The following is a 24,530-nucleotide window of genomic DNA, read 5'->3' as shown; positions in this document are numbered from 1 at the left end:
GAAAAAAGATGAACAGCACCTATTTCAGTATTTCCCGTGTTAATGGTTTTTCCTTTTCAGGAGTACCCTTACGTGAATGCGAAAAAAAAGGCGGATGATTCGAGTGGGCGTTTTAACACTAGCCCTGAAGTGAAAATTCTGGTCTGGATCCGTGCAGCGGGTCATTGTGAACTCTGCGGAACCGATCTGACCCATGATTTTCGTATCGGTACGCCGATGAAATGGGGAGAAGTGGCCCATATTCTTCCTGCCAGCCCGAAAGGCCCCAGGGGAAACGCCACACACAGCGAAGAAGAGGCCCTGGCACTGACGAATGACAGCGAGAATCTTATGCTACTGTGTCCGGGATGCCATGACCGGGTTGATCGTGACGGCGATAATTATCCTGAAGACGATCTTAGCGGACTTCACTCTGCCTGCCTGACCAGAATTCGCTTAGCGGCTTCCACGCCCGGGGAGGAACGCGCCATACCGGTTATCGTTCAAAGCCAGCATCATCAGACTCTGGTTGCAATTCCGGCGCAGGCCCTTCTCACCGCCATGTCTGCAGAAGGGCTTACGGCACAGTGCCATCCGGTTACGGTTGTGTTCCCTGAGCCCAGTTCACGGGGAAGGGATGCGGGTTACTGGCAGGCGATTAAGGATTTAATCACTGAAAAACTCGAGGCCGGGCTTGCCCGCCGCGGGGGGCAATTTGGCGATAAGCCGGCTCTGGCCATGGTTGGGCTTGCGGATATTCCGGCGTTGTTTTTCCTCGGCCAGACCATTGGCGACCGCTATAAACGCTTTCAGTATTCATTTAACAGGGAACATATATTGCGCTGGCCGGATACAGATGCCCTGCCGCCGGTGTTTATCTCTTCTGAACTTCCGCAAGGTGAGGGGCCAGTTGCTCTGGTGCTGTCTCTTTCCGCAGCGGTACCGCGAGGCGATGTTACCGCCGCACTGCCGGGTGCCCGAATTGTAGAATTCACTGTACCTGAACCCAGCTACGCCATGGTGACAAACCGCAGGGTCATCCATGCGTTCAGAGATGAGCTACAGAAGCTGCTCAGTCAGTTAGAAGCCACCACGACCCAGGCCATTCATGTTTTTGCCGCGGTGCCTGCTGCGCTGGCCATTGAATTTGGGGCTTTGCTGACGACTCAGCATCAGCATCCCTACATCATCTTTGACCGTGACAAAAATAACGCAAACCAGTTTCGCCCCATGCTTAGCATCGGATGTACAGAGGAGCAACGTCCATGAGTAACGAACAGACTAAACACCGCAGCTGGGAGTATTTTCTTCTCCGTGCAGCCCGAAAAATTTCGTTATCAGCAGCTCAGTACAGTGTTATTGATGCTCGCTACTCTCAGCTGGAAAAAATTCTTTCTGCTGCCGATGATCCCCTGCTGGCGGATGCCCATATTTTTCCCCAGGGTTCTATGCGTCTTCAGACAACGATTAACCCGGTGCCTGGGGCGCCAGCAGATCTCGGGACAATTGATGCTGATGCGATTGTCTGGTTGCCCCATGCCAGAGGGATCGATGCCCGGACTGTATTAGAGGTCATTGAACGTCGCTTCCAGGAGGGCAGTAGGGTTCAGGAGGATATTCAACAACTTCGTCGCGGTGTCAGGATTGTTTACGCCGATGAAAATCCGGGTTTCCACATTGATGTCACACCTGCACGTCCCTGCCATCATAATGAGCAAAGCGACGGACTGGGCATGCTCGAAGTACCCGACAGGGAGCACGGCTGGAAGGCAAGCAGTCCCATTCCTTATGCAGACTGGCTGCATGATGCGTCAAAGCAGGACATTATGCTTGAACATGTTGTTGAGTTTAATAAAAGTCATGCAGTAATGGACTCTGCGACCCAGGCCCCGCTGCCTGAATATAAAGAATATCAAAAAGATGATCCGTTACGTGCGAGCATTAAACTGATGAAAAGGCACAGGGATGAATGGGCGATCAGGACGAAAAATGAAAGATACCGGCCTATTTCGGCAGTTATCACCACGCTTGCGACTCACGCTTATCTGGATGTTGTCGCGCAGTCAGAATATACCGCCTTCACCCCGCTTCAGGCTATCCTGGCAATCGTGAACAGGATGCCTGACCATATTCATCGTTACAGTAATGAGTATTACGTCTGCAATCCTGAAGATAACGGCGAGAATTTTGCGGAAAAATGGAATCGTCCGGATGAAGGTTATAAATACGTTGATGCCTTTAATAAATGGCATGCGAGTGCCCGTTCGGCGCTGACGCTGGGGCTCGACAGCCACGCGTCGACAGAAACCTTTGCGAAGGCGGTCCAGGAGCAGTTCGGTATTGGTCCGACATTCGTTCGCGAAGTTAACGAGAGCATTCCGGCAAACTGGACGATGCCCGGGCGGCAAGATGGTGTGACACGAAACTCTGTCGCAATGGGGGCTCTGTTCGGGAGTTCAGTCAGCAGTAACCAGTCTCAGGCAAATGTTGCACCTGTCGGGCGACTCGGCTGATATGAAGGATGAGATGATACAACGCGGCATTTCCGCCCTTAAAGACTGTCTGGGCGCGGACAATGCTTCGGCTCTACTCAGGCCCGCTGAACTGCGGGTCGGTGAGGCGGCCGCCTTTTATTTTCCTTTACCCGTTGATTACACCGGCCTTGAGCGAAGACTACGGATTGGTTTTCCCAACAATTTCCCGTCTGAATCCCCTAGCCTTCAGGTTGAACCTTCACCGTGGTTAGTCTGGCCCCATGCCATGGCGTCCGGGTTGTGTCTCCATGGATTCAGGGAAAAGCCCGTTACGGGCTCGCCTGAGAAAATTGTTCAGGACAGCTTATCCCGTTTTGCGAGCATTGTGTCTTTTTCTCTGGAAAACGCAGATCCTGCACGGCGGGAAACGGAGTTTCAGAATGAAATTTCCACTTACTGGCTCTGGCAGCTTAAACGATCGGCACGTAACCTGATTCTTTTGGGGGAGCCTGAATCGGATTCAGTTTTGTATGTTGTAAGCGATCCGAGGTATACCGGTCATACTGGCCTCAACCCGGTATGGGTTTCGTCTGACAAGAACGCTATCCGCCAGCATTTCAGACGTGCCACTGGCCGTTCGGTTGTGATAAGAAGCCCCCATGAAGCAGGTTTCTTTGTCAAACTGACGTCTTTCCCTGGCATTAAGGTGCCTGAACCTCACGCGTTTCTCGAATGGCTTGCTCCCCATATTTCTGAAGAATCCCTGGCCGCGATGTCTGAATGGTCAGAAAAGAGTAGTGCTTTGCTTTCCCGATGGGTTGTCATGGCATTACCGGGTGGGGACGGGGCGGCAAGATTTACTGTTAACCTGTGCACCAGAAAGAAGGAAACAGACCGTACACATTTTTACGGCCTGAGATCCTCACGCCGTCAGTCCGGGTTAAAGAAAGAAGGACCTCCGGCCAGTATTCTGTCATCGCGTGTGAACATTATTGATCGTGGAGCATTTTTTTCACGGGATCGAAGTAACACAGCAAAAATACTTGAGAACTCGCATGTTGTCTTTGTCGGTGTAGGGTCGCTGGGATCTGCTGTAAGTATTCAACTCGCCAGGGCCGGTCTGGGCAGGCTGACCCTTATCGATCCTGACAGACTGGAGTCACCCAATCTGGGGCGGCATATGCTGGGTGCTGAGGATTTAGGCAAATTTAAGTCTCAGGCCATGCGCCATAGACTGCTTCAGGATCTGCCTGTGCTTGATGTCACCGCGCTGGATACATACATCGAATGGGTTATGGGTCAAAAACCCGATATTTTCGAGGATGTTGATCTGGTTATTATCACGACAGCGGACTGGGAATCAGAGTCTGCCCTCTGGGAAAAGAAAGCCTCCGGAGCGAAATGGGGGCTGATACAGGCCTGGAGTGAGCCGCATACACTTGTCGGGCATGCACTGATCGCACCTGAAGGCCGCTTTGATGCAAGATATCTTTTTAGCGATAGAGGTGACTTCAGGCACCAGTTTACCGACTGGCCGGATGGGGGCGTTGTGCCTCTTCCTGCCTGTGGTGAAAGTTTTATACCGGGAGGCTCGGCGGGAATGAATGGTGTTGCAACAATGGTCACTCAGGCCGCAATACGTTACCTGACGACTGTAGGGGATGTCACTCAATGGCATTCCAGTGTGTATCGCCCTGATGAGGCCGGAGTGTTGGGGGGACGCTATACGGGACCTGTACTTCCTGAAGGAGTTGTCCAGAGTGTTTTTGAACGTAACTGGCCGAAACCCGGGCAAAACGCATGAATGAAATAGCATGGCGCTGGGCCTGGCCAGATATGAATGCGGAGCTGCAGGTTGGGCGGCAGGTCTCTGAGATGTTCGGTCACTACCGGCAGTCACAGGGAGAAAATGAGCGAGGCGGGCAGCTGTTTGTCGATCCCGCCGATCCCGTCGGCATTGTACTGTGTCATGCTTCAGCGCCACATCCTGCGGACCGCGCTGGCAGAACGTGGCTCGAACTGAACAACGATCGCTGCCGCACTGAAATCGAGAACGCAAACAGGAAGGGATTACGCTTGGTTGGATACTGGCATACGCATCCGCAGGCAGTTCCTCACATCTCAGGGACTGACATTGCCAGTTTTGCGCGATTCGCGAGGCAAAATGCACGTGATCTTCCACATCCCGTGGCGGTGATTGTCGGCACGTCACCATCGAGCACAGGCATTAAAGCCTGGATATTTCGGGAGGGCAGGTATCAGGAGGCAGTGTATACAGCATCCTTGTCGCGGCCTTAACGGACCCAACTCATCAAGACCCTTTATTTTGCATCATCGCAAAAAGCTCTGCCTGAAATAATGCATCATCCAGAGCATTATGGCTGGGTCTTCCTTTGGCAGATAAACGCTGTGTCATCATTGATGATTTGGCCTCAGACCACGTACAGCCTGTTGCCCCCATAAAGTAAGCTTTAATATCTAATGCACTGAAGCCAAATGGGTTGTTCCCCGTATATTTATGGAAGTAGTAATTGATGAATGACCAGTCAAAGGGGGCATTCAGTCCCGTAAAGACCGGCTTCTGGCTCGGTTGAAGGTGGGTTGTGAGCCATGTGGATAACTGAAGCATGGCGTCCGCGGGGGCTATGCCGGTGGTAGCCAGTGCCTGAAGGTTAAATCCCGTCACTGCCAGCGCCTCAGGATCAAAGCCAGTGCAGTCAGGCTTCAACTCGGCATAAAAACGCACGTCGGGCGCATGCACCAGACAGGCCCCAATGGAAAGCAGACTAAATAATCCCGGGACCGGGCCGGATGTTTCAATATCGACTGAAACGAAAATCTCGCTAGCATTCATAATCACTCCTGCGATTGAGGGCACTGCTATTTGGCTTGTAAAAGAAAACGATACGCTATTACGGGTGGTAAGTATCTACCACACCACCCTTTAACTAATGCCTTTATCAGACTTAAACCATATGCGAACTTCCGCTGTTCGCTCAAAGCAGACTGTCAGATTTGATAGTCTGCTGCCAAATAAAACTGTCAGGTCAAGTCTGAGCTAATACAGATAAAGCGCCTATGGCTGGCGCTTGTAACTATGTCATCCGACGAGCCTTATACCTCGAATACCATCTCCAATCATATTTCCACGATCCGCAGCCATTACAAAATCAGCCCACCACTGCATCATCGGGCGGCGCTGCTCAAGGTAATCGCTTCGGTTATAGGCTCGACGTACTTCATTCTTGTCAACATGGGCAAGCGCAGCCTCAATCACATCGGGTGGAAAGCCTTGCTCATTAAGAGCTGTGCTTGCAATAGATCGCAGACCATGTGACACGAGGATACCGCCGAATCCTGCTCTCTTAAGCGAAGCATTTACCGTTTGGCTATTCATTGACTGAGTAGGCTTCAAACGACTTGGGAAAATGAATTCCCGATTGCCACTTAACGGTTTCATCATTTCCAGAACAGCAATGGCTTCATCTGACAATGGAACAGTATGGTCGCGGTTCATTTTCATGCGTGCTGCAGGAATCTTCCACTCTCGCGCTTCTATGTCTACCTCTTCCCAGCGAGCTTCAGCCGCTTCAGCAGGGCGGGTAATAGTAAGAAGTTGCCACATGAACAGGCAGCGTGTGGAAAGGCTAATGCTGGCTGTTCGCATTGTCTGCATCAGTTGAGGTAGCTGATCCGGTCGAATGCTGGGCATGTTCTTTTTCTGAGGCTTCTCGAAGGCTTTACCGATATTAACGCTGGGAACAGCATCAATCAGGCCTGTATTCTGAGCATATATCATGACTTCATTGATACGTTGGCAAAGGCGACGGACGGTTTCCAGTGCGCCTCTGGCCTGAACCGGTTGCACGGCCTGAACCAGTGTATGAGCTTTGATATCTGTAACGCTAACGTCGCCAATCGCAGGAAAGACATCTCTTTCAAGAGAGCGCCAGATATCTTCCGCATAGTCCTCTGTCACACTGGCCTTCTTCACATTCCACCAACGTTCAGCCACGAGCTGGAAAGTATTGGTTTTGGCTTCCAGCGAACTGCGAAGTTGTTCCTGCTGATGTTCCTGTGGATCGATTTGTTTCGCCAGGAGTGAGCGAGACTCTGCTCTGTAGTTTCTGGCATCGGCAAGGGTAACTGACGGGTAGGGACCAATGCTCTTCTTCGCTCGTTTCTTAGTGACAGGGCGAATGTAGCGAAATTGCCAGATTTTACTTCCGCTGGATTTGATCAGTAGCTCAAGGCCATCGCCATCATAGAGCACATAGTCTACTTCCTTAGGTTTGGCAGATTCGATTTCCTTAACGGAGAGAGGTTTAGTTTGTCTTGCCATTGCCGGGTTTCCATAGTTTTAGGCACCTCAAAAACAATAAAGCTTTATGAGGTGCCTAACAAGGTGCCTAAAAGGTTCGGATTTAATTAGTCGAGTTCAGACTTCGGGGGACAAACTGAGGGCACAAAAAAGCCCGCAAGGCTTGCGCCGTGCGGGCTCTTAGGACTTCATCGGATGACTCTGGTAATCACCGATGGAGAATTTTGGTGGAGCTGGCGGGAGTTGAACCCGCGTCCGAAATTTCTACATCCTCGGTACTACATGCTTAGTTTGTCTTTACATTCGCACGCCAGCTGCGGACAGACACGCCACTAACGAACTAGCCTGATTAGTTTTAACGCTTCAACCCCAGGCAGGGCTTCCACGCGATCTCTTTTGGGTTTGACCTCTCTTTGATCCCCGTCTTAAGAGCGGAAGCTAGGGAGAGAGGGCTCAGAGCAGGTTATTAAGCTGCTAAAGCGTAGTTTTCGTCGTTTGCGACTATTTTTTTGCGGCTTTTAACGAGGCAAACCGCCCCTCGGCATGCACCTTGGGTTTCGCAAATCCCGTCGAATCCAGAATCAGCCCCAATAGTGTTGAACTAAGTATACCAGATTTCACTTCCTGGATACCAGCCCGGAACGCTAACTTATTGAATAGTACAATAAGTGTGCAGAATCAACGTCCTGCGTTTTTCATAATGCGCGCTTTATCAAGCTGCCACTCGCGCTCTTTCAGGTCAGTACGTTTGTCGTGCTGTTTTTTACCTTTCGCGACGCCAACTTTCACTTTGCACCATGCGTTTTTCCAGTACAGCGACAGGGCTACCACGGTGAAACCTTCACGGTTGATGCGTCCGTAGAGGGATTCCAGCTCACGCTTGTTCAGCAGCAGCTTGCGGGTGCGCGTTGGGTCACACACGTAGTGTGAGGAGGCGACGGTCAGCGGTGTAAAGTTTGCGCCGAACAGGAAGGCTTCGCCATCTTTCAGGAGCACGTAGCTATCGCCGATGTTGGCTTTCCCGGCACGCAGCGATTTTACTTCCCAGCCCTGCAACGCAAGGCCAGCTTCGAATTCTTCTTCAATGAAATACTCGTGGCGAGCACGCTTGTTGAGCGCAATGGTCGCCGAGCCTGGTTTATGTGCTTTTTTCTTCGTCATAAGTGTCGTAAAGCCGTCGGTAATCTGATTTCAAAAAGTCACCTCATTGCGTCCTGTGAGGTCTAACGCGCTATCTTAGCACGAGATGAGGCTTAGCGTTTTTTTAACAGGTGATAAATGTTATTATTTGTCCGTTGTGTGACCATGGGAAATGCTATGCCTCAGATTAGCCGTACTGCGCTTGTGCCTTACAGCGCGGAACAAATGTATCAGTTAGTGAACGACGTTCAGTCTTATCCAGAGTTTATTCCGGGATGCACCGGGAGCCGCGTTCTGGAGTCTGGCCCGACGCAGATGACCGCGGCGGTGGATGTCTCCAAAGCGGGGATCAGCAAGACGTTCACCACCCGCAATACGCTGACCAGCAATCAGAGTATTTTGATGCATCTGGTGGATGGTCCGTTTAAAACCCTGATGGGGGGCTGGAAGTTTACGCCGCTGAGCGCTGACGCCTGTCGCATCGAGTTCCAGCTGGACTTTGAATTTACCAATAAGCTGATTGAGCTGGCGTTTGGCCGCATCTTTAAAGAGCTGGCGTCCAATATGGTTCAGGCGTTCACCTCCCGCGCCAAAGAGGTTTACAGTGTCGCATAAGATTGCTGTAGAAGTGGTCTACGCGCTGCCGGAGAAGCAGTATCTGCAGCGCGTGACGCTGGAAGAGGGTGCAACCGTAGAAGAGGCCATCCGCGCTTCCGGCATACTTGAGCTTCGCAGCGATATCGACCTGGCGAAGAACAAGGTCGGGATTTACAGCCGTCCGGTGAAGCTGGGCGATGTGCTGAAAGAGGGCGACCGGGTGGAGATTTATCGTCCGCTGATTGCCGACCCGAAAGAGCTGCGTCGTCAGCGCGCGGAGAAGGCCAGTAAGTAGCGCTTTCTTCCCCTGACCCTCTCCCCAAAGGGGCGAGGGGATCAACACAAAACAAAAAAGGTGCTCAATGAGCACCTTTTTGCATTTCTGACACCGGATTATTTGGTCAGGGCAGGCTTGTTGTCGATGTTGGTCAACACACCGGCGCTGCTGAAGGTCAGCGTCAGGGTCTGCTGGGTCGCATCTTCATGCCCCGGCTTCTGACGGAATACATAGAACCAGGTGTTAGTGCCGAACGGATCGGACATCATCGGGGTTCCCAGTGCATAAGCGACCTGCTGTTGTGTCATCCCCACGCGGATTTTGGACACATCGTTAGGGGTAAGGTAGTTCCCCTGGTTGATGTCAGGACGGTAAACCACTTTCTCCAGAGTGGAACAGCCTGCGGTCAACATCAGAAGAACCGCTGCGGCAGCGGTCAGCATTTTACAACGCATAGTGATTTGATTCCTTTTCGGGCCCGAGCAGAACGCGGCTCATATGTAATATGCCGATGATAATAGACCTTGCCCCACTTTGAAACCGGTCTGGCGGCGTTTTTGTTGTTCTCTATGACCCTGAGATCCCGAAAAAGTTTATGCCGCCAGCAGTTCTTTCGCGTTCGCAAGCGTATTACGCGTGACTTCGCTGCCGCCGAGCAAGCGTGCCAGCTCCTGCAGACGCGCACGTTTATCCAGCGGCTTCATGTGCGTTTCGGTCATTTCACCGTCGGTTTCTTTGCTGACGATAAAGTGATGATGGCCACAGCCCGCGACCTGCGGCAGGTGGGTGACACACATCACCTGCGTGGATTCGCCGAGCTGGCGTAGCAGTTTACCCACCACCGCCGCCGTCGGGCCGCTGATGCCGACATCCACTTCATCGAAAATCAGCGCCGGGGTGTCCATTTTACGCGCGGTGATCACCTGAATCGCCAGCGCAATACGCGACAGTTCACCGCCGGAGGCCACTTTGGAAATCGCCTGCAGCGGCTGCCCCGGGTTGGTGGTGACGCGGAATTCGATGCGATCCGCACCTTCCGCCGTCAGGTGATTCTCTTCAAAGCGAACGTCAATGGTGAAGACGCCGTGCGGCATCGCCAGCGTGTGCATGCTATCGGTAATATGCTGGCTTAACTCCTGAGCATAGTGCTGACGGATTTCATGCAGCTTTTGCGCTGTGGCCAGCGCCTGTTCATGGTGCAGGCTCACCGCCAGGGAGAGGGTTTCCAGCGAGTCAGCCTGATCGTCGAGCTGCTGCTGTTCTTCCAGCAGAGACTGATAGTAGCCCGGCAGCTCTTCCGGCGTAACGTGGTGCTTGCGCGCCAGCGAGATCTGACGGGAGATACGCTGTTCCAGCTCAAACAGACGGTTCGGGTCGAGATCCAGACGCTCACAGTAGTGGCGCAGTTCGTCACCGGCTTCAGAGATCTGAATGGCCGCCTCTTCCAGCATGTCCAGGACGCCAGACAGTTTGCTATCCATACCGACCAGTTCGGTAAGCAGCTGGCGGACGTTATACAGCTGGCTCTGCAGGTTCACGTCTTCGCCATCGGCCAGAAGGTTGAGCGCATTCTGACTGGTTGAGAGCAGATGCCCGCTGTTCGCCAGGCGTTTGTACTCTTCGTCGATTTGCTCAAACTCACCCGCCTGCGGGTTAAATTCATTCAGCTCTTTGAGCTGGTATTCCAGCAGCTCCGCGCGGGCGGCACGCTCCTGGCTTTGCTGCTGGTGCTGAGCGAGCTCGCGGCAGCTCTGATGCCACTGGCGATAGTGCTCGGCCATAAGCTGAGTAAGCGCGTACTCACCCGCATAGCCATCCAGCAGCGCTTTCTGCTGTTCGGGTTTGACGAGTTGCTGATGCGCGTGCTGACCGTGGATCTGAATAAGCAGCTGGCCGAGTTCACGAAGCTGGGAGAGCGGGACCGCCGTGCCGTTGATAAAGCCGCGGGAGCGACCGTCGCTGCTGATCACGCGGCGAAGTAAACACTCACGTCCATCTTCAAGCTGGTTCTGTTCCAGCCAGCGCTGGGCGGCAGGGGTGTCTTTCAGGGAGAAGCGGGCGCACAGGTCGGCACGGTTTGCGCCCATGCGCACCATGTCCCCCTCGGCGCGGCCGCCAAGGCACAAGCCGAGGGCATCAATGGCAATGGATTTACCTGCACCGGTTTCCCCGGTGATCGCCGTCATGCCGCTGTGGAAATCGATCTCAAGCTCACGAACAATGGCAAAGTTGCTGATGGTCAGTTGTGCCAGCATAATTGTTTTCCTGTATGAAAAACCATAACTGTGTTTTCATACAGTATAAACTGGTTTTATATACAGTAAAGTCCTGGATGCAAAATCAGAACAATTTTTTTGACCAGCCTAGCTTTGAACTTAATGTATTGAAATAGCTGTAATCTTTCGGATGAATCAAGTTCAGGTGGTAATCACACCTGCGAATAAGCACATCTTCACCTTCCTGAATTGGCAGCGCTATCTGGCTGTCGCAGCTGATCTCCAGGTCGTTACGGCGGTGCGAGAAGCGCAGACGAATCGTGCTGTCGCCGTTGATGACCAGCGGGCGGGCGGAGAGCGTGTGCGGAAACATCGGCACCAGGGTAATGGCGTCCAGCGATGGCGTCAGGATCGGGCCGCCGGCAGACAGCGAGTAGGCGGTTGAGCCGGTCGGGGTGGAGATAATCAGCCCGTCAGAACGCTGGGAGAAGGCAAAGATCTCGTCGATATAGACTTCAAACTCGATCATGTGCGCCACTTTTCCGGGATGAAGCACGACCTCGTTAATCGCGGTGCTGATGCGCTTCTGACAGTCCTGCTGGCACACCTGTGCCTCCAGTAAAAAACGTTTTTCACTGATATAGTGGCCTTCCAGCACGTCGGCCAGCTGCTGCTGGGCATTGTCCGGGTCGAGATCGGTTAAAAAACCGAGATTGCCACGGTTGATGCCTATGACCTTGATGTCATAACGCGCCAGCGTGCGTGCCGCGCCTAGCATGTTGCCGTCGCCGCCCACCACCACGGCGAGATCGGCCTGTTGGCCAATTTCCGCCAGCGTGCCGGTTTTGACGCTCTTCAGCTGCAGCTCCTGAGCAATCTGCTGCTCGACCATCACTTCATAGCCTTTGCTACACAACCAGCGATACAACATTTCATGTGTCGTTAGTGCGGTAGGGTGACGCGGATGCCCGACGATCCCAATACACCTGAAATGATTATTCATTTTCTGGAGGTCCTTGTGCCTGATGAATGATGACAATCTGTCTTGTTCCCTTGAATCCCGGAAACTGATCCCCATAATAAGCGAAGTTAGCGAGATGAATGCAGAAAAACGCGGAGAAATTCATGAGTAGTAAAGAACAGAAAACGCCTGAGGGGCAAGCCCCTGAAGAAATTATCACGGAACAGCACGATGAAGTTGAGGCTGTAGAGCCAGACGCATCTGCTGAGCAGGTGGACCCGCGCGATGAAAAAATTGCGAATCTGGAAGCCCAGCTGGTAGAAGCACAGAATCGCGAACGCGAGAGTGTTCTGCGCATCAAGGCGGAAATGGAAAACCTGCGTCGTCGTACCGAGCAGGACGTTGAGAAGGCGCACAAGTTCGCGCTGGAGAAATTCGTCAACGAACTGCTGCCGGTGATCGATAGCCTCGATCGCGCGCTGGAAGTGGCTGACAAAGCGAATCCGGACAACGCGGCGATGATCGAAGGTATCGAGCTGACGCTGAAATCCATGCTCGACGTGGTGCGTAAGTTTGGCGTGGAAGTGATTGCCGATACCGACGTTCCGCTGGATCCAAACGTTCACCAGGCGATTGCGATGGTTGAATCTGAAGAGATTGAAGCCGGTAAAGTGCTGGGCGTAATGCAGAAAGGTTACACCCTGAACGGCCGTACCATCCGCGCGGCGATGGTGACCGTGGCGAAAGCGAAAGCGTAATTCGCAATCCGTAGTGCCGGGTAGCGGCGTTCGCCTTACCCGGCCTACAACCTTACTCCGCGATACTTTCGCGCAGGGGTTTTACGGGCAGGACTTTCACCTGCTTAATCATATTGTCCTGCACGTCCAGGATATCAATATCGTACTGCTCAATGCGCACCCGCGTGCCCGCTGCCGGTATCTCTTCCAGCGCTTCCAGAATCATCCCGTTAATGGTGCGAGCCTCATCTTCCGGTAAATGCCAGTTAAAGGCTTTGTTGAGTTCACGAATGTTCGCGCTGCCGTCAATCAGCACCGAGCCATCGTTTTGCGGGGTGACCTCTTCCGCGAGGGAAGGCGACATTGAGGTGGTAAAGTCCCCGACAATCTCTTCCAGAATATCTTCAACCGTCACCAGCCCCTGGATATCGCCGTACTCGTTGACCACCAGGCCGACCTTCTTCTTGTTTCGCTGGAATTTTACCAGCTGCGTGCTGAGCGGCGTTCCTTCCGGCACGTAGTAAATTTCGTCGGCGGCGCGCAGCATCACCTCTTTGGTGAACTCTTTTTTCTCGGTCATCAGACGGTAGGCTTCGCGCACGCGGAGCATGCTGATGGCGTCATCCAGTGAATCACGATAGAGCACAATGCGCCCGTGCGGGGAGTGCGTCAGCTGGCGAACGATGGCTTTCCAGTCGTCATTGATGTCGATACCGACGATTTCGTTACGCGGCACCATGATGTCGTTCACGCTCACCTTTTCCAGATCCAGCACCGACAGGAGCATGTCCTGATTGCGCCGGGAGATCTGCGAGCGGGATTCATTCACAATGGTGCGCAGCTCCTCTTTGCTGAGTGCGCTGCTGATGGTGACGTCGGCTTTGATTCCCACCATCCGCATCAGGACGCGCGTCACCATGTTCAGCAGCCAGACCAGCGGCATCATCAGGATCAGCAGCGGTGCCAGCAGGAAGCTGCTCGGGTAGGCAACTTTCTCAGGATAAAGCGCGGCGATGGTTTTCGGCAGCACTTCGGCAAACACCAGCACCACGAACGTCAACACGCCAGTGGCAATCGCCACCCCGGCGTTGCCGTAGAGGCGCATCCCGACGATGGTGCCGAGGGCAGAGGCCAGAATGTTGACGAGGTTGTTGCCGATGAGCACCAGGCTTATCAGGCGATCCGGCTTGCGGAGCAGCTTTTCAACGCGACGTGCGGCACGGTTACCCTGTTTAGCACGATGACGTAACCGGTAGCGGTTTAAGGTCATCATGCCGGTTTCCGAGCCGGAGAAATAGGCGGAGATGACCACCATGACGATCAGGATAACGATCAGCGTGGTGGTAGAGATGTGTTCCAGGGGGAACTCCTTTGTTTCTTAGCCAGCAAATTGCTGTATGAAGCGGCTGCCAAAATAGGCAAGGGTGAGAATGCCCGCACCCGCGACGTTGAACCAGACCACGCGACGACCGCGCCAGCCTTCATGATAATGGCCCCATAACAGGACAATATAGACAAACCACGCGATGATGGAGAGCACCGCTTTATCGATATTCTCCACGCTGAACAGGTTCTTCATGTAAAACAGCCCCGTGCAGAGCGTGAGCGTCAGCAGCACCACACCCACCTGGGTGATGTGGAACATCTTACGCTCAATGACCATCAGCGGCGGCATTTCATGGTTAAACGCCAGCTTTTTGTTTTTCAGCTGGTAGTCAATCCAGGCGAGCTGCATGGCGTAAAGCGCGGCGATAATCAGCGTCGCGTAGGCAAAGAGCGACAGGCCGATATGCACAAGCATCCCCGGCGTCGCCTCCAGATGCGTAATGAACTCATTAGGCATAAAGGTGGCGAGGGCCAGATTGATCAGCGCGAAGGTGTAGACAATCGGCAGCAGCAGCCAGCCGCGATTTTTAGACGCGACGATGGTCATTACCGTACAGATCATCAGGCTGACCAGCGAGCCGACGTTGAGGACGCTCAGGTTTTGCACGCTGCCGTCGCCGGGGATGATGCGTGATTCCAGCGCAAAGGCGTGGCTAATCAGTGCGATGACCGCAGAAAGAATAGCCATGCGCCGCCAGCCGCTGTTTTTTTGCAGCAGTCCGGGAACGATCAGCGCGAGGCTGACAGAGTAGGCAACAAGGGCGATCAGTGCGAAAACAGGCATATAGGCATCGACAGTTGTCTTAATAAGAAAGAGAAGCAGTATAACGTTACGTGACGCCTGCTCCAACCGTTGCATAACAACAAAGGCGCCTTCATGTTATACTCCGGCAAAATTCTGTGTATGTGTCGCTCAATGCGACCCAACGTTTCTACTCAGGCGAGAGACAATGTTTGATAATTTAACCGATCGTTTGTCGCGCACGCTGCGCAACATCAGCGGCCGCGGACGCCTTACTGAAGAGAACATCAAGGAAACGCTGCGCGAAGTGCGCATGGCGCTGCTGGAAGCAGACGTCGCGTTGCCGGTTGTTCGTGATTTTATCAACCGCGTAAAAGAGAAGGCGGTTGGTCATGAAGTTAACAAGAGCCTGACCCCGGGTCAGGAGTTCGTCAAAATCGTTCGTAATGAACTGGTTTCGGCGATGGGCGAAGAGAACCAGGTGCTTAACCTGGCCGCTCAGCCTCCGGCCGTGGTGCTGATGGCGGGCCTGCAGGGTGCGGGTAAAACCACCAGCGTCGGTAAGCTGGGTAAATTCCTGCGCGAAAAGTACAAGAAGAAAGTGCTGGTGGTCTCTGCGGACGTCTATCGCCCGGCGGCGATCAAGCAGCTGGAAACTCTGGCCGAGCAGGTTGGCGTGGATTTCTTCCCGTCCGACGTGGCGCAGAAGCCTGTCGACATCGTTAATGCGGCGCTGAAAGAGGCGAAGCTGAAATTCTACGACGTGCTGCTGGTGGATACCGCCGGTCGTCTGCACGTTGACGAAGCGATGATGGACGAGATCAAGCAGGTGCACGCCTCTATCAACCCGGTAGAGACCCTGTTTGTTGTCGACGCCATGACCGGTCAGGATGCGGCGAATACCGCGAAAGCATTTAACGAAGCGCTGCCGTTAACCGGCGTAGTGCTGACCAAAGTGGACGGTGACGCCCGCGGCGGTGCGGCCCTCTCGATTCGCCACATCACCGGCAAGCCGATCAAATTCCTCGGCGTGGGCGAGAAAACCGAAGCGCTCGAGCCGTTCCACCCGGACCGTATTGCCTCCCGTATCCTCGGCATGGGCGACGTGCTGTCGCTGATCGAAGATATCGAGAGCAAGGTTGACCGCGCGCAGGCTGAGAAACTCGCCAGTAAGCTGAAAAAAGGCGACGGGTTCGATCTCACCGACTTCCTTGAGCAGCTGCGTCAGATGAAAAACATGGGCGGCATGGCCAGCCTGATGGGCAAACTGCCGGGCATGGGCCAGATCCCTGACAACGTGAAAGCGCAGATGGATGACAAGGTGCTGGTGCGTATGGAGGCGATCATCAACTCGATGACGCTGAAAGAGCGCGCTAACCCGGACATCATCAAAGGTTCCCGTAAACGCCGTATCGCAGCCGGTTGCGGCATGCAGGTGCAGGACGTTAACCGCCTTCTGAAACAGTTCGACGACATGCAGCGCATGATGAAGAAAATGAAGAAAGGCGGCATGGCGAAGATGATGCGCGGGATGAAAGGCATGATGCCTCCCGGTTTTCCAGGGCGTTAATCGCTTTTGAGATTGCTTTTTGCCCGAAAATGAGTAAAATTTTCGGGCTTTTAATATGACACCCGGGCTCCGTTCCTCGATGGGGCCCGGTTGTTTTATTCACACAAGAGGATGTTATGGTAACTATTCGTTTAGCACGTCACGGCGCTAAAAAGCGTCCGTTCTACCAGGTTGTTGTGACTGACAGCCGTAATGCACGCAACGGTCGCTTCATCGAGCGCGTTGGTTTCTTCAACCCACTGGCCGCTGGCGCGGAAGAAGAAACTCGTCTGGATCTGGATCGTATCGCTCACTGGGTTGGCCAGGGCGCTACTGTTTCCGATCGCGTTGCTACGCTGATCAAAGCAGCAAACAAAGCAGCTTAATCTGTCACGGTGGTCATGATGAGCAGTAAAGCACCTGTTGAACCGATCGTATTGGGAAAAATGGGTTCTTGCTACGGTATCCGTGGTTGGCTCAGAGTGTTTTCCTCCACTGAAGACGCTGATAGCATTTTTGATTACCAGCCCTGGTTTATCCAGAAAGGCGGTAAGTGGGAAGAGGTCGAGCTGGAAAGCTGGCGTCACCACAATCAGGACATCATCATCAAGCTGAAAGGCGTTGACGATCGTGATGCCGCGAATGCGCTGACTAATTGTGAAATTGTCGTGGATTCGTCGCAGTTGCCAAAGCTGGAAGAGGGCGACTACTACTGGAAAGACCTTATGGGTTGCCAGGTGGTCACTACCGAAGGCTACAGCCTGGGGAAAGTCATCGATATGATGGAAACCGGGTCAAATGACGTTCTCGTCATTAAGGCAAACCTGAAAGATGCATTTGGCATCAAGGAGCGGTTGGTCCCGTTCCTCGATGGACAGGTTATCAAGAAAGTCGATCTCACTACTCAAACCATTGAAGTAGATTGGGATCCTGGTTTTTAAATTCTCCGGATAAACGGTAAAAGACGGCGCTATGTGGATTGGCATAATTAGCCTGTTTCCTGAAATGTTCCGCGCGATTACCGATTACGGGGTAACTGGCCGGGCAGTAAAGAATGGCCTGCTGAGCATCCAGAGCTGGAGTCCTCGTGACTTTACTCATGACCGGCACCGTACCGTGGACGATCGTCCTTACGGCGGCGGACCGGGGATGCTAATGATGGTGCAACCCTTACGGGACGCCATTCACACAGCAAAAGCCGCGGCAGGTGAAGGCGCAAAGGTGATTTATCTGTCACCTCAGGGACGCAAGCTTGATCAAGCGGGCGTGAGCGAACTGGCGACGAATCAAAAGCTGATTCTGGTCTGTGGGCGCTACGAAGGGATAGATGAGCGCGTAATTCAAACCGAGATTGACGAAGAATGGTCTATCGGCGATTACGTTCTCAGCGGTGGTGAGTTACCGGCAATGACGCTGATTGACTCCGTCGCCCGGTTTATTCCGGGGGTTCTGGGCCATGAAGCTTCGGCAACGGAAGATTCCTTTGCCGATGGGTTGCTGGACTGTCCACACTATACTCGTCCTGAAGTGTTAGAAGGGATGGAAGTCCCGGCAGTGTTACTGTCTGGAAACCATGCCGAGATACGTCGCTGGCGTTTGAAGCAGTCGCTGGGCCGAACCTGGCTTAGAAGACCTGAACTTCTGGAAAACCTGGCTCTGACTGAAGAGCAAGCAAAGTTGCTGGCCGAGTTCAAAACTGAACACGCGCACCAGCAGCATGAACATGATGGGAATGCGTAATACGCTCCCGAATATCAGTTTACCCAGGATAAGAGATTAAATTATGAGCAACATTATTAAGCAACTTGAACAAGAGCAGATGAAGCAGGACGTACCTTCCTTCCGTCCAGGTGACACCGTGGAAGTGAAAGTATGGGTTGTTGAAGGTTCCAAAAAACGTCTGCAGGCATTCGAGGGCGTGGTTATCGCTATTCGTAACCGCGGTCTGCACTCTGCATTCACTGTTCGTAAAATTTCCAACGGCGAAGGCGTTGAGCGTGTCTTCCAGACTCACTCTCCGGTAGTTGACAGCATTGCTGTTAAACGTCGTGGTGCTGTACGTAAAGCTAAACTGTACTACCTGCGTGAGCGTACTGGTAAGTCTGCTCGTATTAAAGAGCGTCTGAACTAAGATTCGCTTAAGCGACATCCTGTTAGAAAGGGCTGGCCGAAAGGCTGGCCCTTTTTTTATCCCATCGCACCTCTCGAGTTAACCCTTTCGTCATAAATCATTTACAATGCTTGCCTCTTGAGTGGAGGGGAAGTGGATAACGTACTGCATCAGCCTGACCGGAAACGCGCAGCGGCATTGATCGCGCTGTTTGCGATCCTGCTGATCGTGGTGGCGCCGCTGATCTCCGTCTCGTTGCAGAAAGATCCCATGAGCGCCATGCCGGGCATGCATCATGACATGAGCATGATGTCGATGGACGAGCATCACGGCGATATGCCGCACTCGATGCCTGTCGACCATGCGGAAGCGTGCGGCTACTGCGTGCTGTTAGCGCATGTCCCTGGCGTGATGCTGGCGCTGATCGTCCTGCTCAGCGTGGTGCTGCAGAGGCTTCGCGTTAAGCCGCCGCGTCAGGCGGTCAACCACTGGCACTTCTTCCCCTGGCTTTACCCGGATACCCGCGCGCCGCCGCGGCAGTCTGCTTTTTCCCTTTAAAAACAAAATCGATAACTTTTTGCCTTAAAAAGGAAAAGTATGACTACCTGCACCTCGCGCGCGGCATGGGGAAACCTGCTGCGTCGCCTTCATTTCTACGTTGGGCTGTTTGTCGGCCCGTTTATCTTCTTCGCCGCGCTGACCGGGACGCTGTATGTGGCGACCCCGCAGCTGGAGAATGCGCTCTACCGACACGCGCTCCACGCGGATTCCGTTGGCGAGCCGCAGCCTCTGGCCGAACAAATCGCCGTGGCGGAAAAAACCGTTGGATCAGATTTACGTTTGCACGCCGTTCGTCCGGGGCTGGCTGAAGGCGAAACCACCCGCGTGATGTTCGCTGACCCGAAACTTGGGTCATCGGAGAACCGCGCTATCTTCGTGGATCCGGTAAGCCTGACGGTACTGGGAGATATGACGGTATACGGCACCAGCGGGATTTTACCGCTGCGTCAGACTATTGATTACCTGCATACGTCCCTGATGCTGGGCGACATTGGGCGCCTCTACAGCGAGCTTGCGGCCTCGTGGATGTGGGTTGCAGCGCTGGGCGGTGTTGCCCTGTGGTTTTATACCCGACCCAAACGGCGGATCAACAATCACTTCCAGAACCGGCGTCGGGTGCACGTGACGCTGGGCTGGGTTCTGCTGGGTGGAATGCTGCTGTTCTCCGCAACCGGCCTGACGTGGTCCCAGTGGGCTGGCGGGAACGTGGATAAGCTGCGTGCAGAGATGAACTGGCTCACCCCGCAGGTGAACACGACGCTATCCGGCCAACATGAGGTTATGGATGAACATGCCGAACATCGCGGTCATCACGGTGGGATGATGATGCCGGAAATGGCGATGGATTTGACGCAGTTTGACGGGGTATTAAGCGCGGCGCGTAACGCGGGGATTAATGCCAGCAAGCTGGAGATCCGCCCGGCGAAAACAATGGATCGTGCCTGGACCGTGACGGAAATCGATCGCAGCTGGCCGACCCAGGTGGACGCCGTTGCGGTAGATCCCCATACGATGCAGGTCATGGACAGAACCCGATTCGAGGATTTCCCGTTAATGGCAAAACTGACCCGCTGGGGCGTGGATTTCCATATGGGGATCTTATTCGGCCTGGCAAATCAGCTGCTGCTCGTGGCGTTCGGCCTCGCCCTGTGCGTGCTCATTATCTGGGGATACCGGATGTGGTGGATGCGTCGTCCTGCGCAATCGGCAGTGAGTCCGGTACAGACGCTTTGTCAGAGCTGGCTTGCGCTGTCAGGATGGGGAAGAGGGGTTACGCTGATAATCAGCGTACTGCTGGGGCTGGCCCTGCCGGTGATGGGCGTGAGTCTGGCGCTGTTTATTCTGGTGGACTGGCTGCGCTGGCGAGCGGCAACCAGGGTGACGCTCGCCGAATCATCCGCTAAATAACCCTATGGCGTGCTGATCACCACTGCGACGCGGCGGTTTTCAGCGCGCCCTTGCGGGGTACTGTTGCTCGCCACCGGGTATTTTTGACCTAATCCTCGCGTGGTGAGATTGCTGCGCGGGATATTTGCCCCCTTTGCCCAGGCATCGGCCACGGCGTTGGCGCGTTTTAACGACAGCGCTTCGTTGTAGCTTTCTTCCCCGTAGTTATCCGTGTGACCGTCCATTCGCGCATGGGTCAGGCCGGTTTCAGCCAGGCGAGAGGCCATGGACTGGATCTGCGTTTCACTCTCAGAACGCAGTCTGGCGTCATTTTTATCAAACAGGATGGTGTCCGACATGCCAAGCGACCAGTCACCGTTCAGTTCGTTAAAACCGTAAGACTTCATCGCCGCAATTTGCTCAGGAGTGAATTTTCCTTCCGGCGGCGACTGACAGCCTGCCAGAACCAGTGAGGCCAGTACTAACGGCGCGAAGTAACGTTTTAACATAGTGTATCCTTTCTAACTTATTGTTTTCGTACGCTGGTTTTTAACCTGGTACATATTGCGGTCAGCCCTCTCCAGTAATGCTTCCACGGAAGCATTTTCCCACGCCAGAGCAAAGCCAATGCTGAATGACATCGATGCTTTTTGCCCGTTATGAAGATCAAACGGACGAATAAACTGCTGCGAAAGCGCAGCACAAATGTGTTGAACCTCAAGCTCAGAGTGAACGCCGTACAGCACCATGGCAAATTCGTCACCGCCAAGACGGTAAGACTGATGACGTTTGTCGCCAAACTCCATCATCCTGCTGGCGACTTCGATCAGCACGCAGTCTCCTGCCGCGTGGCCCCAGGTGTCGTTAATAAACTTAAAGTTATCACCGTCGAGGAAGAGCAAGGCCGAGTTTGTTCTGGCTGAAGGGTCGTTCATTAAGGCCGCAATGCTGTTACGAAACGCTGCGCGGTTGGCAAGACCGGTGAGCGGGTCGTGCATGGCGGTCCGCAACAGCTGGGCGTTTTTCGCCTGGAGTTTCAGCTGCCACTCTTCCATTTCATCCAGAAGACTGTTGAAGTCTTCGCCAAACTGGTGAAACTCTTCGATACGCCCGTCTTTCACCCGGCGGGAGAAGTTGCGGTTTGTGCGTACGTCATGCACGACGTCGGTAATGTTCTGCAGGGCCATAACCATCCCACGATGCAAAGACTGGGTAATGATAAGCGCGACGACGGCGGCAAAGAGAATGCAGCCGGTAAGTACGGCAAACGACGTCCAGATGAAGTGGCTGATCAAACTGTCACGCGCGGTAAGGCGGATTTCGCCGATCCTTAAGCCGTTATGCATGATGGGCTGCGCAACCGGTACGGGGAAAAGCCAGCGGCTGACCAGTGCGCCCAGCGTGTCGTTGTTATCTTCCGGGTTCCATGACCAGTAGGCAAACCGCTTTTTATGCGCGTTAATCACCTCCGCCGCGGCAAACTGCCCCTGTTTGCCCAGGGCTGCAAGCGTTTCGTTGGCCGCCAGCGAGTCGTTGAAAACCAGCGAAGCTTCCAGGCTGTGGCTCATTGTGGCGCCGGTTAATTCGAGGTTCTTTTGCGCATATTGTTTTAACGTCACGACGGAAGCAAAACAGAGCAACAGCCATATTAACGTCATTGTGATAATGACGCTTATCATGCTGTTTCGCCTCAACGTTCTTTTAAACGTCGGACGTGGCGTTGAAGTGAAATCTTTATCCATGCTGCTTATTCCGTGCCAGCATTAATACATCCGGATTGACTCTTACGCCACTGCGCGTCAACGCATCCAGGTTGACGGAAAACCGTACCTGGCCGCGATCGATCATCAGGCAAAAGGCACTGCCAATTACACATTCCGGATTTTGCTCTGAGATTAATAGCAACGCTCTGCCCTGATATTGACTTATTAATTCAAGTTGTTTTGCCGGTGATTCAGACCCGAAATAAATCGCATCACACGTCGCGGCCAGGGCTTCCCGATCGTTACGTACAATAACGGGAGTATAGGGTAACTCGTTGTGCCCTTCGTCGCCGCTGAGCGCGTGCGTATAGTGAGAAGTGGCATAGACGCAAAGTTTAGGCTGCCCGGAAAGTGACGGCCATCGCGTATAGCTCACAATGCCTGAGACAATCGAGCGTACCGATTTATCCGTTTCCGTAAGCGTGCCTGCCGCCGCAGGGCCCACCATAAGGAACAGCATTAACACCAGAGTGAGTCGGAAAAAAGAGATCAAGAATAAATTTCTCACCAGAATCCGCCACATCGCTCCGGAAATAGATGTCCTTGAGAGTTGCGGGCAGAATACCATTGTTTATCAGAGCCGTCATTATGTCAGAAATAGCATCAGGCCAACCTAAGCTAAATCCTACAGTTGTTTATTTTTCGGTGGATAAAAATAGACTTAATTAAGTCTGCTGGAACGCATACTTTCATCCATCCCTTCCTGCCATGACGCACGCAGTTTTGTCGCGTTTTCGGCAGTATCGCAACTGGCAGGGAAAGATTTGCCCGCTAATCCCCAGGCATGAATAAACCCTTCTTCGCAGACTTTCTTTTGGCCGTCAGCGTAGCCGCGAAGATATTCACTACGATCAACGTGGGTGTCGTTAAAACTATCGGCCAGGGTCTGGTTATCTTTAACCGGCAGGCCATTCATGGCGTCTTCTTTACCTGCATCAAACCAGGAGGGACTGGTCCAGTCGGGCTGGAAGGTATAAGGATTGATCTGGCAGCCCGTTAAAAACAGCGACAACAGCATGAGAGCAATTGAACGCATAGCCATTCTCCTTTTTTCTTCAGCATAGCCTGGCTTAAGAATATATGTCTGTAATTTAAACTTTACGTTTTTGACGTCTGATTTTTGCAATAAATTGGCTCGTGTAAAGTAATGTGTACGTATTTTGGATTGAAATGTTTACTTTTTATGGTATCGTGGTTTCACCTCATTGAGGAAAACAACTATCGCAAATGAGCTTTACAGGATCGCCATCATGCAAAAAGACGCGCTGAACAACGTACATATCACTGACGAACAGGTTTTAATTACCCCGGATCAACTGAAAGCAGAATTTCCGCTGAGCGTCGCGCAGGAGGCTCAGATTGAGCACTCGCGTCAGACCATCTCAAATATCATCGCCGGCCGCGATCCGCGCCTGCTGGTGGTGTGTGGTCCTTGCTCCATTCACGATCCTGAAACCGCCATTGAGTACGCTCGTCGATTTAAAGCATTAGCGGAGGAGGTCAGCGATAGCCTCTATCTGGTGATGCGCGTCTATTTTGAGAAGCCACGTACTACCGTCGGCTGGAAAGGGCTGATTAACGATCCGCACATGGATGGCTCGTTTGATGTGGAAGCAGGCCTGAAGATTGCGCGTCGCCTGCTGGTGGAGCTGGTCAGCATGGGGCTGCCGCTGGCAACCGAAGCGCTGGATCCGAACAGCCCGCAGTACCTGGGCGATCTGTTCAGCTGGTCCGCGATTGGCGCGCGTACCACGGAATCGCAAACCCACCGCGAGATGGCGTCTGGCCTGTCGATGCCGGTTGGCTTTAAAAACGGTACCGATGGCAGCCTGGCGACGGCGATTAATGCCATGCGCGCTGCCGCCATGCCGCACCGTTTCGTCGGTATCAACCAGGCAGGCCAGGTATGCCTCCTGCAAACGCAGGGTAACCCGGACGGCCACGTGATCCTGCGCGGCGGTAAAGCCCCTAACTACAGCCCGGCGGACGTGGCCCAGTGTGAAAAAGAGATGGAGCAGGCGGGACTGCGCCCGGCACTGATGGTAGATTGCAGTCATGGTAACTCGAATAAAGATTACCGTCGCCAGCCTGCGGTTGCGGAATCCGTGGTCGCACAGATCAAAGATGGCAATCGTTCGATTATCGGTCTGATGATTGAGAGCAACATTCATGAAGGCAATCAGTCATCTGAACAACCGCGCAGTGCCATGAAGCACGGCGTCTCCGTGACGGATGCCTGCATCAGCTGGGAGACTACCGATGCACTGCTGCGTGAGATCCATAAAGATTTAAACGGCCAGCTGGCGACGCGTCTGGCTTAAGAGGGTAGTT

Annotated in this window: 27 protein-coding genes and 1 other RNA gene; 15 read left to right on the top strand and 13 right to left on the bottom strand. The window is 53.5% G+C overall.

The genetic code is table 11. From position 1 onward, the window contains the following. Positions 1 to 72: 72 nt before the first annotated feature. The 4 genes from ACW9E7_RS15105 to ACW9E7_RS15090 are packed head-to-tail and all read left to right on the top strand — an operon-like array spanning position 73 to position 4,751. Positions 73 to 1,248 (top strand): HNH endonuclease, encoded by a 1,176-nt coding sequence (locus ACW9E7_RS15105; protein ID WP_251893910.1) that lies wholly within the window; start codon positions 73 to 75, stop codon positions 1,246 to 1,248. Beyond that, complete coding sequence (locus tag ACW9E7_RS15100) at positions 1,245 to 2,492, top strand: nucleotidyltransferase domain-containing protein (protein WP_088498139.1); 1,248 nt, start codon at positions 1,245 to 1,247, stop codon at positions 2,490 to 2,492. The genes ACW9E7_RS15105 and ACW9E7_RS15100 overlap by 4 nt, the downstream gene beginning before the upstream one ends. A 1-nt stretch (position 2,493) precedes the next feature. Beyond that, positions 2,494 to 4,257: a HesA/MoeB/ThiF family protein gene (locus ACW9E7_RS15095; protein WP_458728004.1), complete on the top strand. Its 1,764-nt coding sequence runs from the start codon at positions 2,494 to 2,496 to the stop codon at positions 4,255 to 4,257. After that, positions 4,254 to 4,751: a Mov34/MPN/PAD-1 family protein gene (locus tag ACW9E7_RS15090; protein ID WP_267695344.1), complete on the top strand. Its 498-nt coding sequence runs from the start codon at positions 4,254 to 4,256 to the stop codon at positions 4,749 to 4,751. Before ACW9E7_RS15095 ends, ACW9E7_RS15090 begins: the two co-directional genes overlap by 4 nt. A gap of 13 nt (positions 4,752 to 4,764) precedes the next feature. Here the strand turns inward: ACW9E7_RS15090 and ACW9E7_RS15085 are convergent, their stop codons facing one another. From ACW9E7_RS15085 to smpB, 4 genes are all read right to left on the bottom strand, one after another. Continuing rightward, positions 4,765 to 5,307, bottom strand: coding sequence for a 3'-5' exonuclease (locus ACW9E7_RS15085; RefSeq protein ID WP_458728003.1), 543 nt, complete (start codon positions 5,305 to 5,307; stop codon positions 4,765 to 4,767). A 246-nt stretch (positions 5,308 to 5,553) separates the two neighbouring features. Beyond that, positions 5,554 to 6,795, bottom strand: coding sequence for an integrase (locus tag ACW9E7_RS15080; protein ID WP_348850692.1), 1,242 nt, complete (start codon positions 6,793 to 6,795; stop codon positions 5,554 to 5,556). A gap of 204 nt (positions 6,796 to 6,999) precedes the next feature. Beyond that, positions 7,000 to 7,363: a transfer-messenger RNA gene (gene ssrA, locus ACW9E7_RS15075) on the bottom strand. Between the two features lie 89 nt (positions 7,364 to 7,452). Beyond that, on the bottom strand, positions 7,453 to 7,935 hold the full coding sequence (gene smpB / locus ACW9E7_RS15070) for an SsrA-binding protein SmpB (protein WP_458728002.1): 483 nt from the start codon (positions 7,933 to 7,935) through the stop codon (positions 7,453 to 7,455). Between the two features lie 156 nt (positions 7,936 to 8,091). Here smpB and ACW9E7_RS15065 point away from each other — a divergent pair, with 156 nt between their 5' ends. Together ACW9E7_RS15065 and ACW9E7_RS15060 are read left to right on the top strand one after the other, a co-directional pair. Beyond that, positions 8,092 to 8,529 (top strand): type II toxin-antitoxin system RatA family toxin, encoded by a 438-nt coding sequence (locus ACW9E7_RS15065; RefSeq protein ID WP_458728001.1) that lies wholly within the window; start codon positions 8,092 to 8,094, stop codon positions 8,527 to 8,529. Further along, positions 8,519 to 8,806: an RnfH family protein gene (locus ACW9E7_RS15060; protein ID WP_023325903.1), complete on the top strand. Its 288-nt coding sequence runs from the start codon at positions 8,519 to 8,521 to the stop codon at positions 8,804 to 8,806. Before ACW9E7_RS15065 ends, ACW9E7_RS15060 begins: the two co-directional genes overlap by 11 nt. A 98-nt stretch (positions 8,807 to 8,904) precedes the next feature. Here ACW9E7_RS15060 and bamE read toward each other — a convergent pair whose 3' ends face one another. From bamE to nadK, 3 genes are all read right to left on the bottom strand, one after another. Further along, a complete protein-coding gene (gene bamE / locus ACW9E7_RS15055; protein WP_008502502.1) occupies positions 8,905 to 9,243 on the bottom strand; it encodes an outer membrane protein assembly factor BamE in 339 nt (112 codons plus the stop codon). A gap of 138 nt (positions 9,244 to 9,381) precedes the next feature. Beyond that, entirely contained in the window at positions 9,382 to 11,043 is a 1,662-nt protein-coding gene (gene recN / locus ACW9E7_RS15050) for a DNA repair protein RecN (RefSeq protein ID WP_023616819.1), read from the bottom strand. Positions 11,044 to 11,128: 85 nt separating this feature from the next. Then, positions 11,129 to 12,007 carry an NAD(+) kinase gene (nadK, locus tag ACW9E7_RS15045; protein WP_008502500.1) on the bottom strand — a complete coding sequence of 293 codons (879 nt, stop codon included), beginning with the start codon at positions 12,005 to 12,007 and terminating at the stop codon, positions 11,129 to 11,131. A 122-nt stretch (positions 12,008 to 12,129) separates the two neighbouring features. Between nadK and grpE the strand changes: the two genes are divergently transcribed. Continuing rightward, complete coding sequence (gene grpE, locus ACW9E7_RS15040; RefSeq protein WP_136195203.1) at positions 12,130 to 12,723, top strand: nucleotide exchange factor GrpE; 594 nt, start codon at positions 12,130 to 12,132, stop codon at positions 12,721 to 12,723. Between the two features lie 52 nt (positions 12,724 to 12,775). On the opposite strand, the gene ACW9E7_RS15035 is transcribed toward grpE, so the two are convergent. Next, complete coding sequence (locus tag ACW9E7_RS15035; protein WP_039263458.1) at positions 12,776 to 14,062, bottom strand: HlyC/CorC family transporter; 1,287 nt, start codon at positions 14,060 to 14,062, stop codon at positions 12,776 to 12,778. Between the two features lie 18 nt (positions 14,063 to 14,080). Further along, on the bottom strand, positions 14,081 to 14,872 hold the full coding sequence (locus tag ACW9E7_RS15030; RefSeq protein ID WP_014884879.1) for a cytochrome C assembly family protein: 792 nt from the start codon (positions 14,870 to 14,872) through the stop codon (positions 14,081 to 14,083). Between the two features lie 166 nt (positions 14,873 to 15,038). On the opposite strand from ACW9E7_RS15030, the gene ffh reads away from it, so the two are divergent. The 7 genes from ffh (at position 15,039) to ACW9E7_RS14995 (ending at position 20,457) form a co-directional block, all read left to right on the top strand. Further along, positions 15,039 to 16,400, top strand: a complete 1,362-nt coding sequence (gene ffh / locus ACW9E7_RS15025) for a signal recognition particle protein (RefSeq protein ID WP_458728000.1) — start codon at positions 15,039 to 15,041, stop codon at positions 16,398 to 16,400. Positions 16,401 to 16,516: 116 nt separating this feature from the next. Next, the gene (rpsP, locus tag ACW9E7_RS15020; RefSeq protein WP_003863133.1) at positions 16,517 to 16,765 is read left to right on the top strand and encodes a 30S ribosomal protein S16; all 249 of its coding nucleotides are present in this window, start codon (positions 16,517 to 16,519) and stop codon (positions 16,763 to 16,765) included. Between the two features lie 15 nt (positions 16,766 to 16,780). After that, complete coding sequence (rimM, locus tag ACW9E7_RS15015; protein WP_164850638.1) at positions 16,781 to 17,320, top strand: ribosome maturation factor RimM; 540 nt, start codon at positions 16,781 to 16,783, stop codon at positions 17,318 to 17,320. Between the two features lie 31 nt (positions 17,321 to 17,351). After that, on the top strand, positions 17,352 to 18,119 hold the full coding sequence (trmD, locus tag ACW9E7_RS15010) for a tRNA (guanosine(37)-N1)-methyltransferase TrmD (RefSeq protein ID WP_014832949.1): 768 nt from the start codon (positions 17,352 to 17,354) through the stop codon (positions 18,117 to 18,119). 43 nt (positions 18,120 to 18,162) lie between these two features. Then, positions 18,163 to 18,510: a 50S ribosomal protein L19 gene (gene rplS, locus ACW9E7_RS15005; protein ID WP_002914145.1), complete on the top strand. Its 348-nt coding sequence runs from the start codon at positions 18,163 to 18,165 to the stop codon at positions 18,508 to 18,510. A 132-nt stretch (positions 18,511 to 18,642) separates the two neighbouring features. Next, on the top strand, positions 18,643 to 19,047 hold the full coding sequence (locus ACW9E7_RS15000) for a DUF2946 domain-containing protein (protein ID WP_111964891.1): 405 nt from the start codon (positions 18,643 to 18,645) through the stop codon (positions 19,045 to 19,047). 39 nt (positions 19,048 to 19,086) lie between these two features. Beyond that, positions 19,087 to 20,457 carry a PepSY-associated TM helix domain-containing protein gene (locus tag ACW9E7_RS14995; RefSeq protein ID WP_458727999.1) on the top strand — a complete coding sequence of 457 codons (1,371 nt, stop codon included), beginning with the start codon at positions 19,087 to 19,089 and terminating at the stop codon, positions 20,455 to 20,457. Between the two features lie 2 nt (positions 20,458 to 20,459). Here ACW9E7_RS14995 and ACW9E7_RS14990 read toward each other — a convergent pair whose 3' ends face one another. From ACW9E7_RS14990 to ACW9E7_RS14975, 4 genes are all read right to left on the bottom strand, one after another. Further along, entirely contained in the window at positions 20,460 to 20,945 is a 486-nt protein-coding gene (locus ACW9E7_RS14990) for an OmpA family protein (RefSeq protein ID WP_115876096.1), read from the bottom strand. A gap of 12 nt (positions 20,946 to 20,957) precedes the next feature. Next, on the bottom strand, positions 20,958 to 22,178 hold the full coding sequence (gene dgcN, locus ACW9E7_RS14985) for a diguanylate cyclase DgcN (RefSeq protein WP_288460791.1): 1,221 nt from the start codon (positions 22,176 to 22,178) through the stop codon (positions 20,958 to 20,960). Next, positions 22,171 to 22,722, bottom strand: a complete 552-nt coding sequence (locus ACW9E7_RS14980) for a YfiR family protein (protein WP_458727998.1) — start codon at positions 22,720 to 22,722, stop codon at positions 22,171 to 22,173. The genes dgcN and ACW9E7_RS14980 overlap by 8 nt, the downstream gene beginning before the upstream one ends. Before the next feature lie 138 nt (positions 22,723 to 22,860). Continuing rightward, positions 22,861 to 23,235, bottom strand: a complete 375-nt coding sequence (locus ACW9E7_RS14975; RefSeq protein ID WP_115876094.1) for a DUF2799 domain-containing protein — start codon at positions 23,233 to 23,235, stop codon at positions 22,861 to 22,863. Positions 23,236 to 23,449: 214 nt separating this feature from the next. Between ACW9E7_RS14975 and aroF the strand changes: the two genes are divergently transcribed. Next, positions 23,450 to 24,520, top strand: a complete 1,071-nt coding sequence (gene aroF / locus ACW9E7_RS14970; protein ID WP_111964897.1) for a 3-deoxy-7-phosphoheptulonate synthase AroF — start codon at positions 23,450 to 23,452, stop codon at positions 24,518 to 24,520. The last annotated feature ends 10 nt before the right edge of the window (positions 24,521 to 24,530 follow it).

Source organism: Enterobacter sp. H2G27 (genome assembly GCF_054403075.1).
This window is presented reverse-complemented; position numbering and strand designations above follow the sequence as displayed.

Bases quoted from the DNA above. Each gene is read 5' to 3' on its own strand.
- ACW9E7_RS14995 (WP_458727999.1), top strand. From the start codon at position 19,087: ATGACTACCTGCACCTCGCGCGCGGCATGGGGAAACCTGCTGCGTCGC.
- ACW9E7_RS15080 (WP_348850692.1), bottom strand. From the start codon at position 6,795: ATGGCAAGACAAACTAAACCTCTCTCCGTTAAGGAAATCGAATCTGCC.
- ACW9E7_RS15095 (WP_458728004.1), top strand. From the start codon at position 2,494: ATGAAGGATGAGATGATACAACGCGGCATTTCCGCCCTTAAAGACTGT.
- trmD (WP_014832949.1), top strand. From the start codon at position 17,352: ATGTGGATTGGCATAATTAGCCTGTTTCCTGAAATGTTCCGCGCGATT.
- ACW9E7_RS15065 (WP_458728001.1), top strand. From the start codon at position 8,092: ATGCCTCAGATTAGCCGTACTGCGCTTGTGCCTTACAGCGCGGAACAA.
- ffh (WP_458728000.1), top strand. From the start codon at position 15,039: ATGTTTGATAATTTAACCGATCGTTTGTCGCGCACGCTGCGCAACATC.
- rpsP (WP_003863133.1), top strand. From the start codon at position 16,517: ATGGTAACTATTCGTTTAGCACGTCACGGCGCTAAAAAGCGTCCGTTC.
- ACW9E7_RS15030 (WP_014884879.1), bottom strand. From the start codon at position 14,872: ATGCCTGTTTTCGCACTGATCGCCCTTGTTGCCTACTCTGTCAGCCTC.
- ACW9E7_RS15085 (WP_458728003.1), bottom strand. From the start codon at position 5,307: ATGAATGCTAGCGAGATTTTCGTTTCAGTCGATATTGAAACATCCGGC.
- grpE (WP_136195203.1), top strand. From the start codon at position 12,130: ATGAGTAGTAAAGAACAGAAAACGCCTGAGGGGCAAGCCCCTGAAGAA.
- rplS (WP_002914145.1), top strand. From the start codon at position 18,163: ATGAGCAACATTATTAAGCAACTTGAACAAGAGCAGATGAAGCAGGAC.
- ACW9E7_RS14990 (WP_115876096.1), bottom strand. From the start codon at position 20,945: ATGTTAAAACGTTACTTCGCGCCGTTAGTACTGGCCTCACTGGTTCTG.
- smpB (WP_458728002.1), bottom strand. From the start codon at position 7,935: ATGACGAAGAAAAAAGCACATAAACCAGGCTCGGCGACCATTGCGCTC.
- dgcN (WP_288460791.1), bottom strand. From the start codon at position 22,178: ATGGATAAAGATTTCACTTCAACGCCACGTCCGACGTTTAAAAGAACG.
- aroF (WP_111964897.1), top strand. From the start codon at position 23,450: ATGCAAAAAGACGCGCTGAACAACGTACATATCACTGACGAACAGGTT.
- ACW9E7_RS15090 (WP_267695344.1), top strand. From the start codon at position 4,254: ATGAATGAAATAGCATGGCGCTGGGCCTGGCCAGATATGAATGCGGAG.
- recN (WP_023616819.1), bottom strand. From the start codon at position 11,043: ATGCTGGCACAACTGACCATCAGCAACTTTGCCATTGTTCGTGAGCTT.
- nadK (WP_008502500.1), bottom strand. From the start codon at position 12,007: ATGAATAATCATTTCAGGTGTATTGGGATCGTCGGGCATCCGCGTCAC.
- ACW9E7_RS14975 (WP_115876094.1), bottom strand. From the start codon at position 23,235: ATGCGTTCAATTGCTCTCATGCTGTTGTCGCTGTTTTTAACGGGCTGC.
- ACW9E7_RS15100 (WP_088498139.1), top strand. From the start codon at position 1,245: ATGAGTAACGAACAGACTAAACACCGCAGCTGGGAGTATTTTCTTCTC.
- bamE (WP_008502502.1), bottom strand. From the start codon at position 9,243: ATGCGTTGTAAAATGCTGACCGCTGCCGCAGCGGTTCTTCTGATGTTG.
- rimM (WP_164850638.1), top strand. From the start codon at position 16,781: ATGATGAGCAGTAAAGCACCTGTTGAACCGATCGTATTGGGAAAAATG.
- ACW9E7_RS14980 (WP_458727998.1), bottom strand. From the start codon at position 22,722: ATGTGGCGGATTCTGGTGAGAAATTTATTCTTGATCTCTTTTTTCCGA.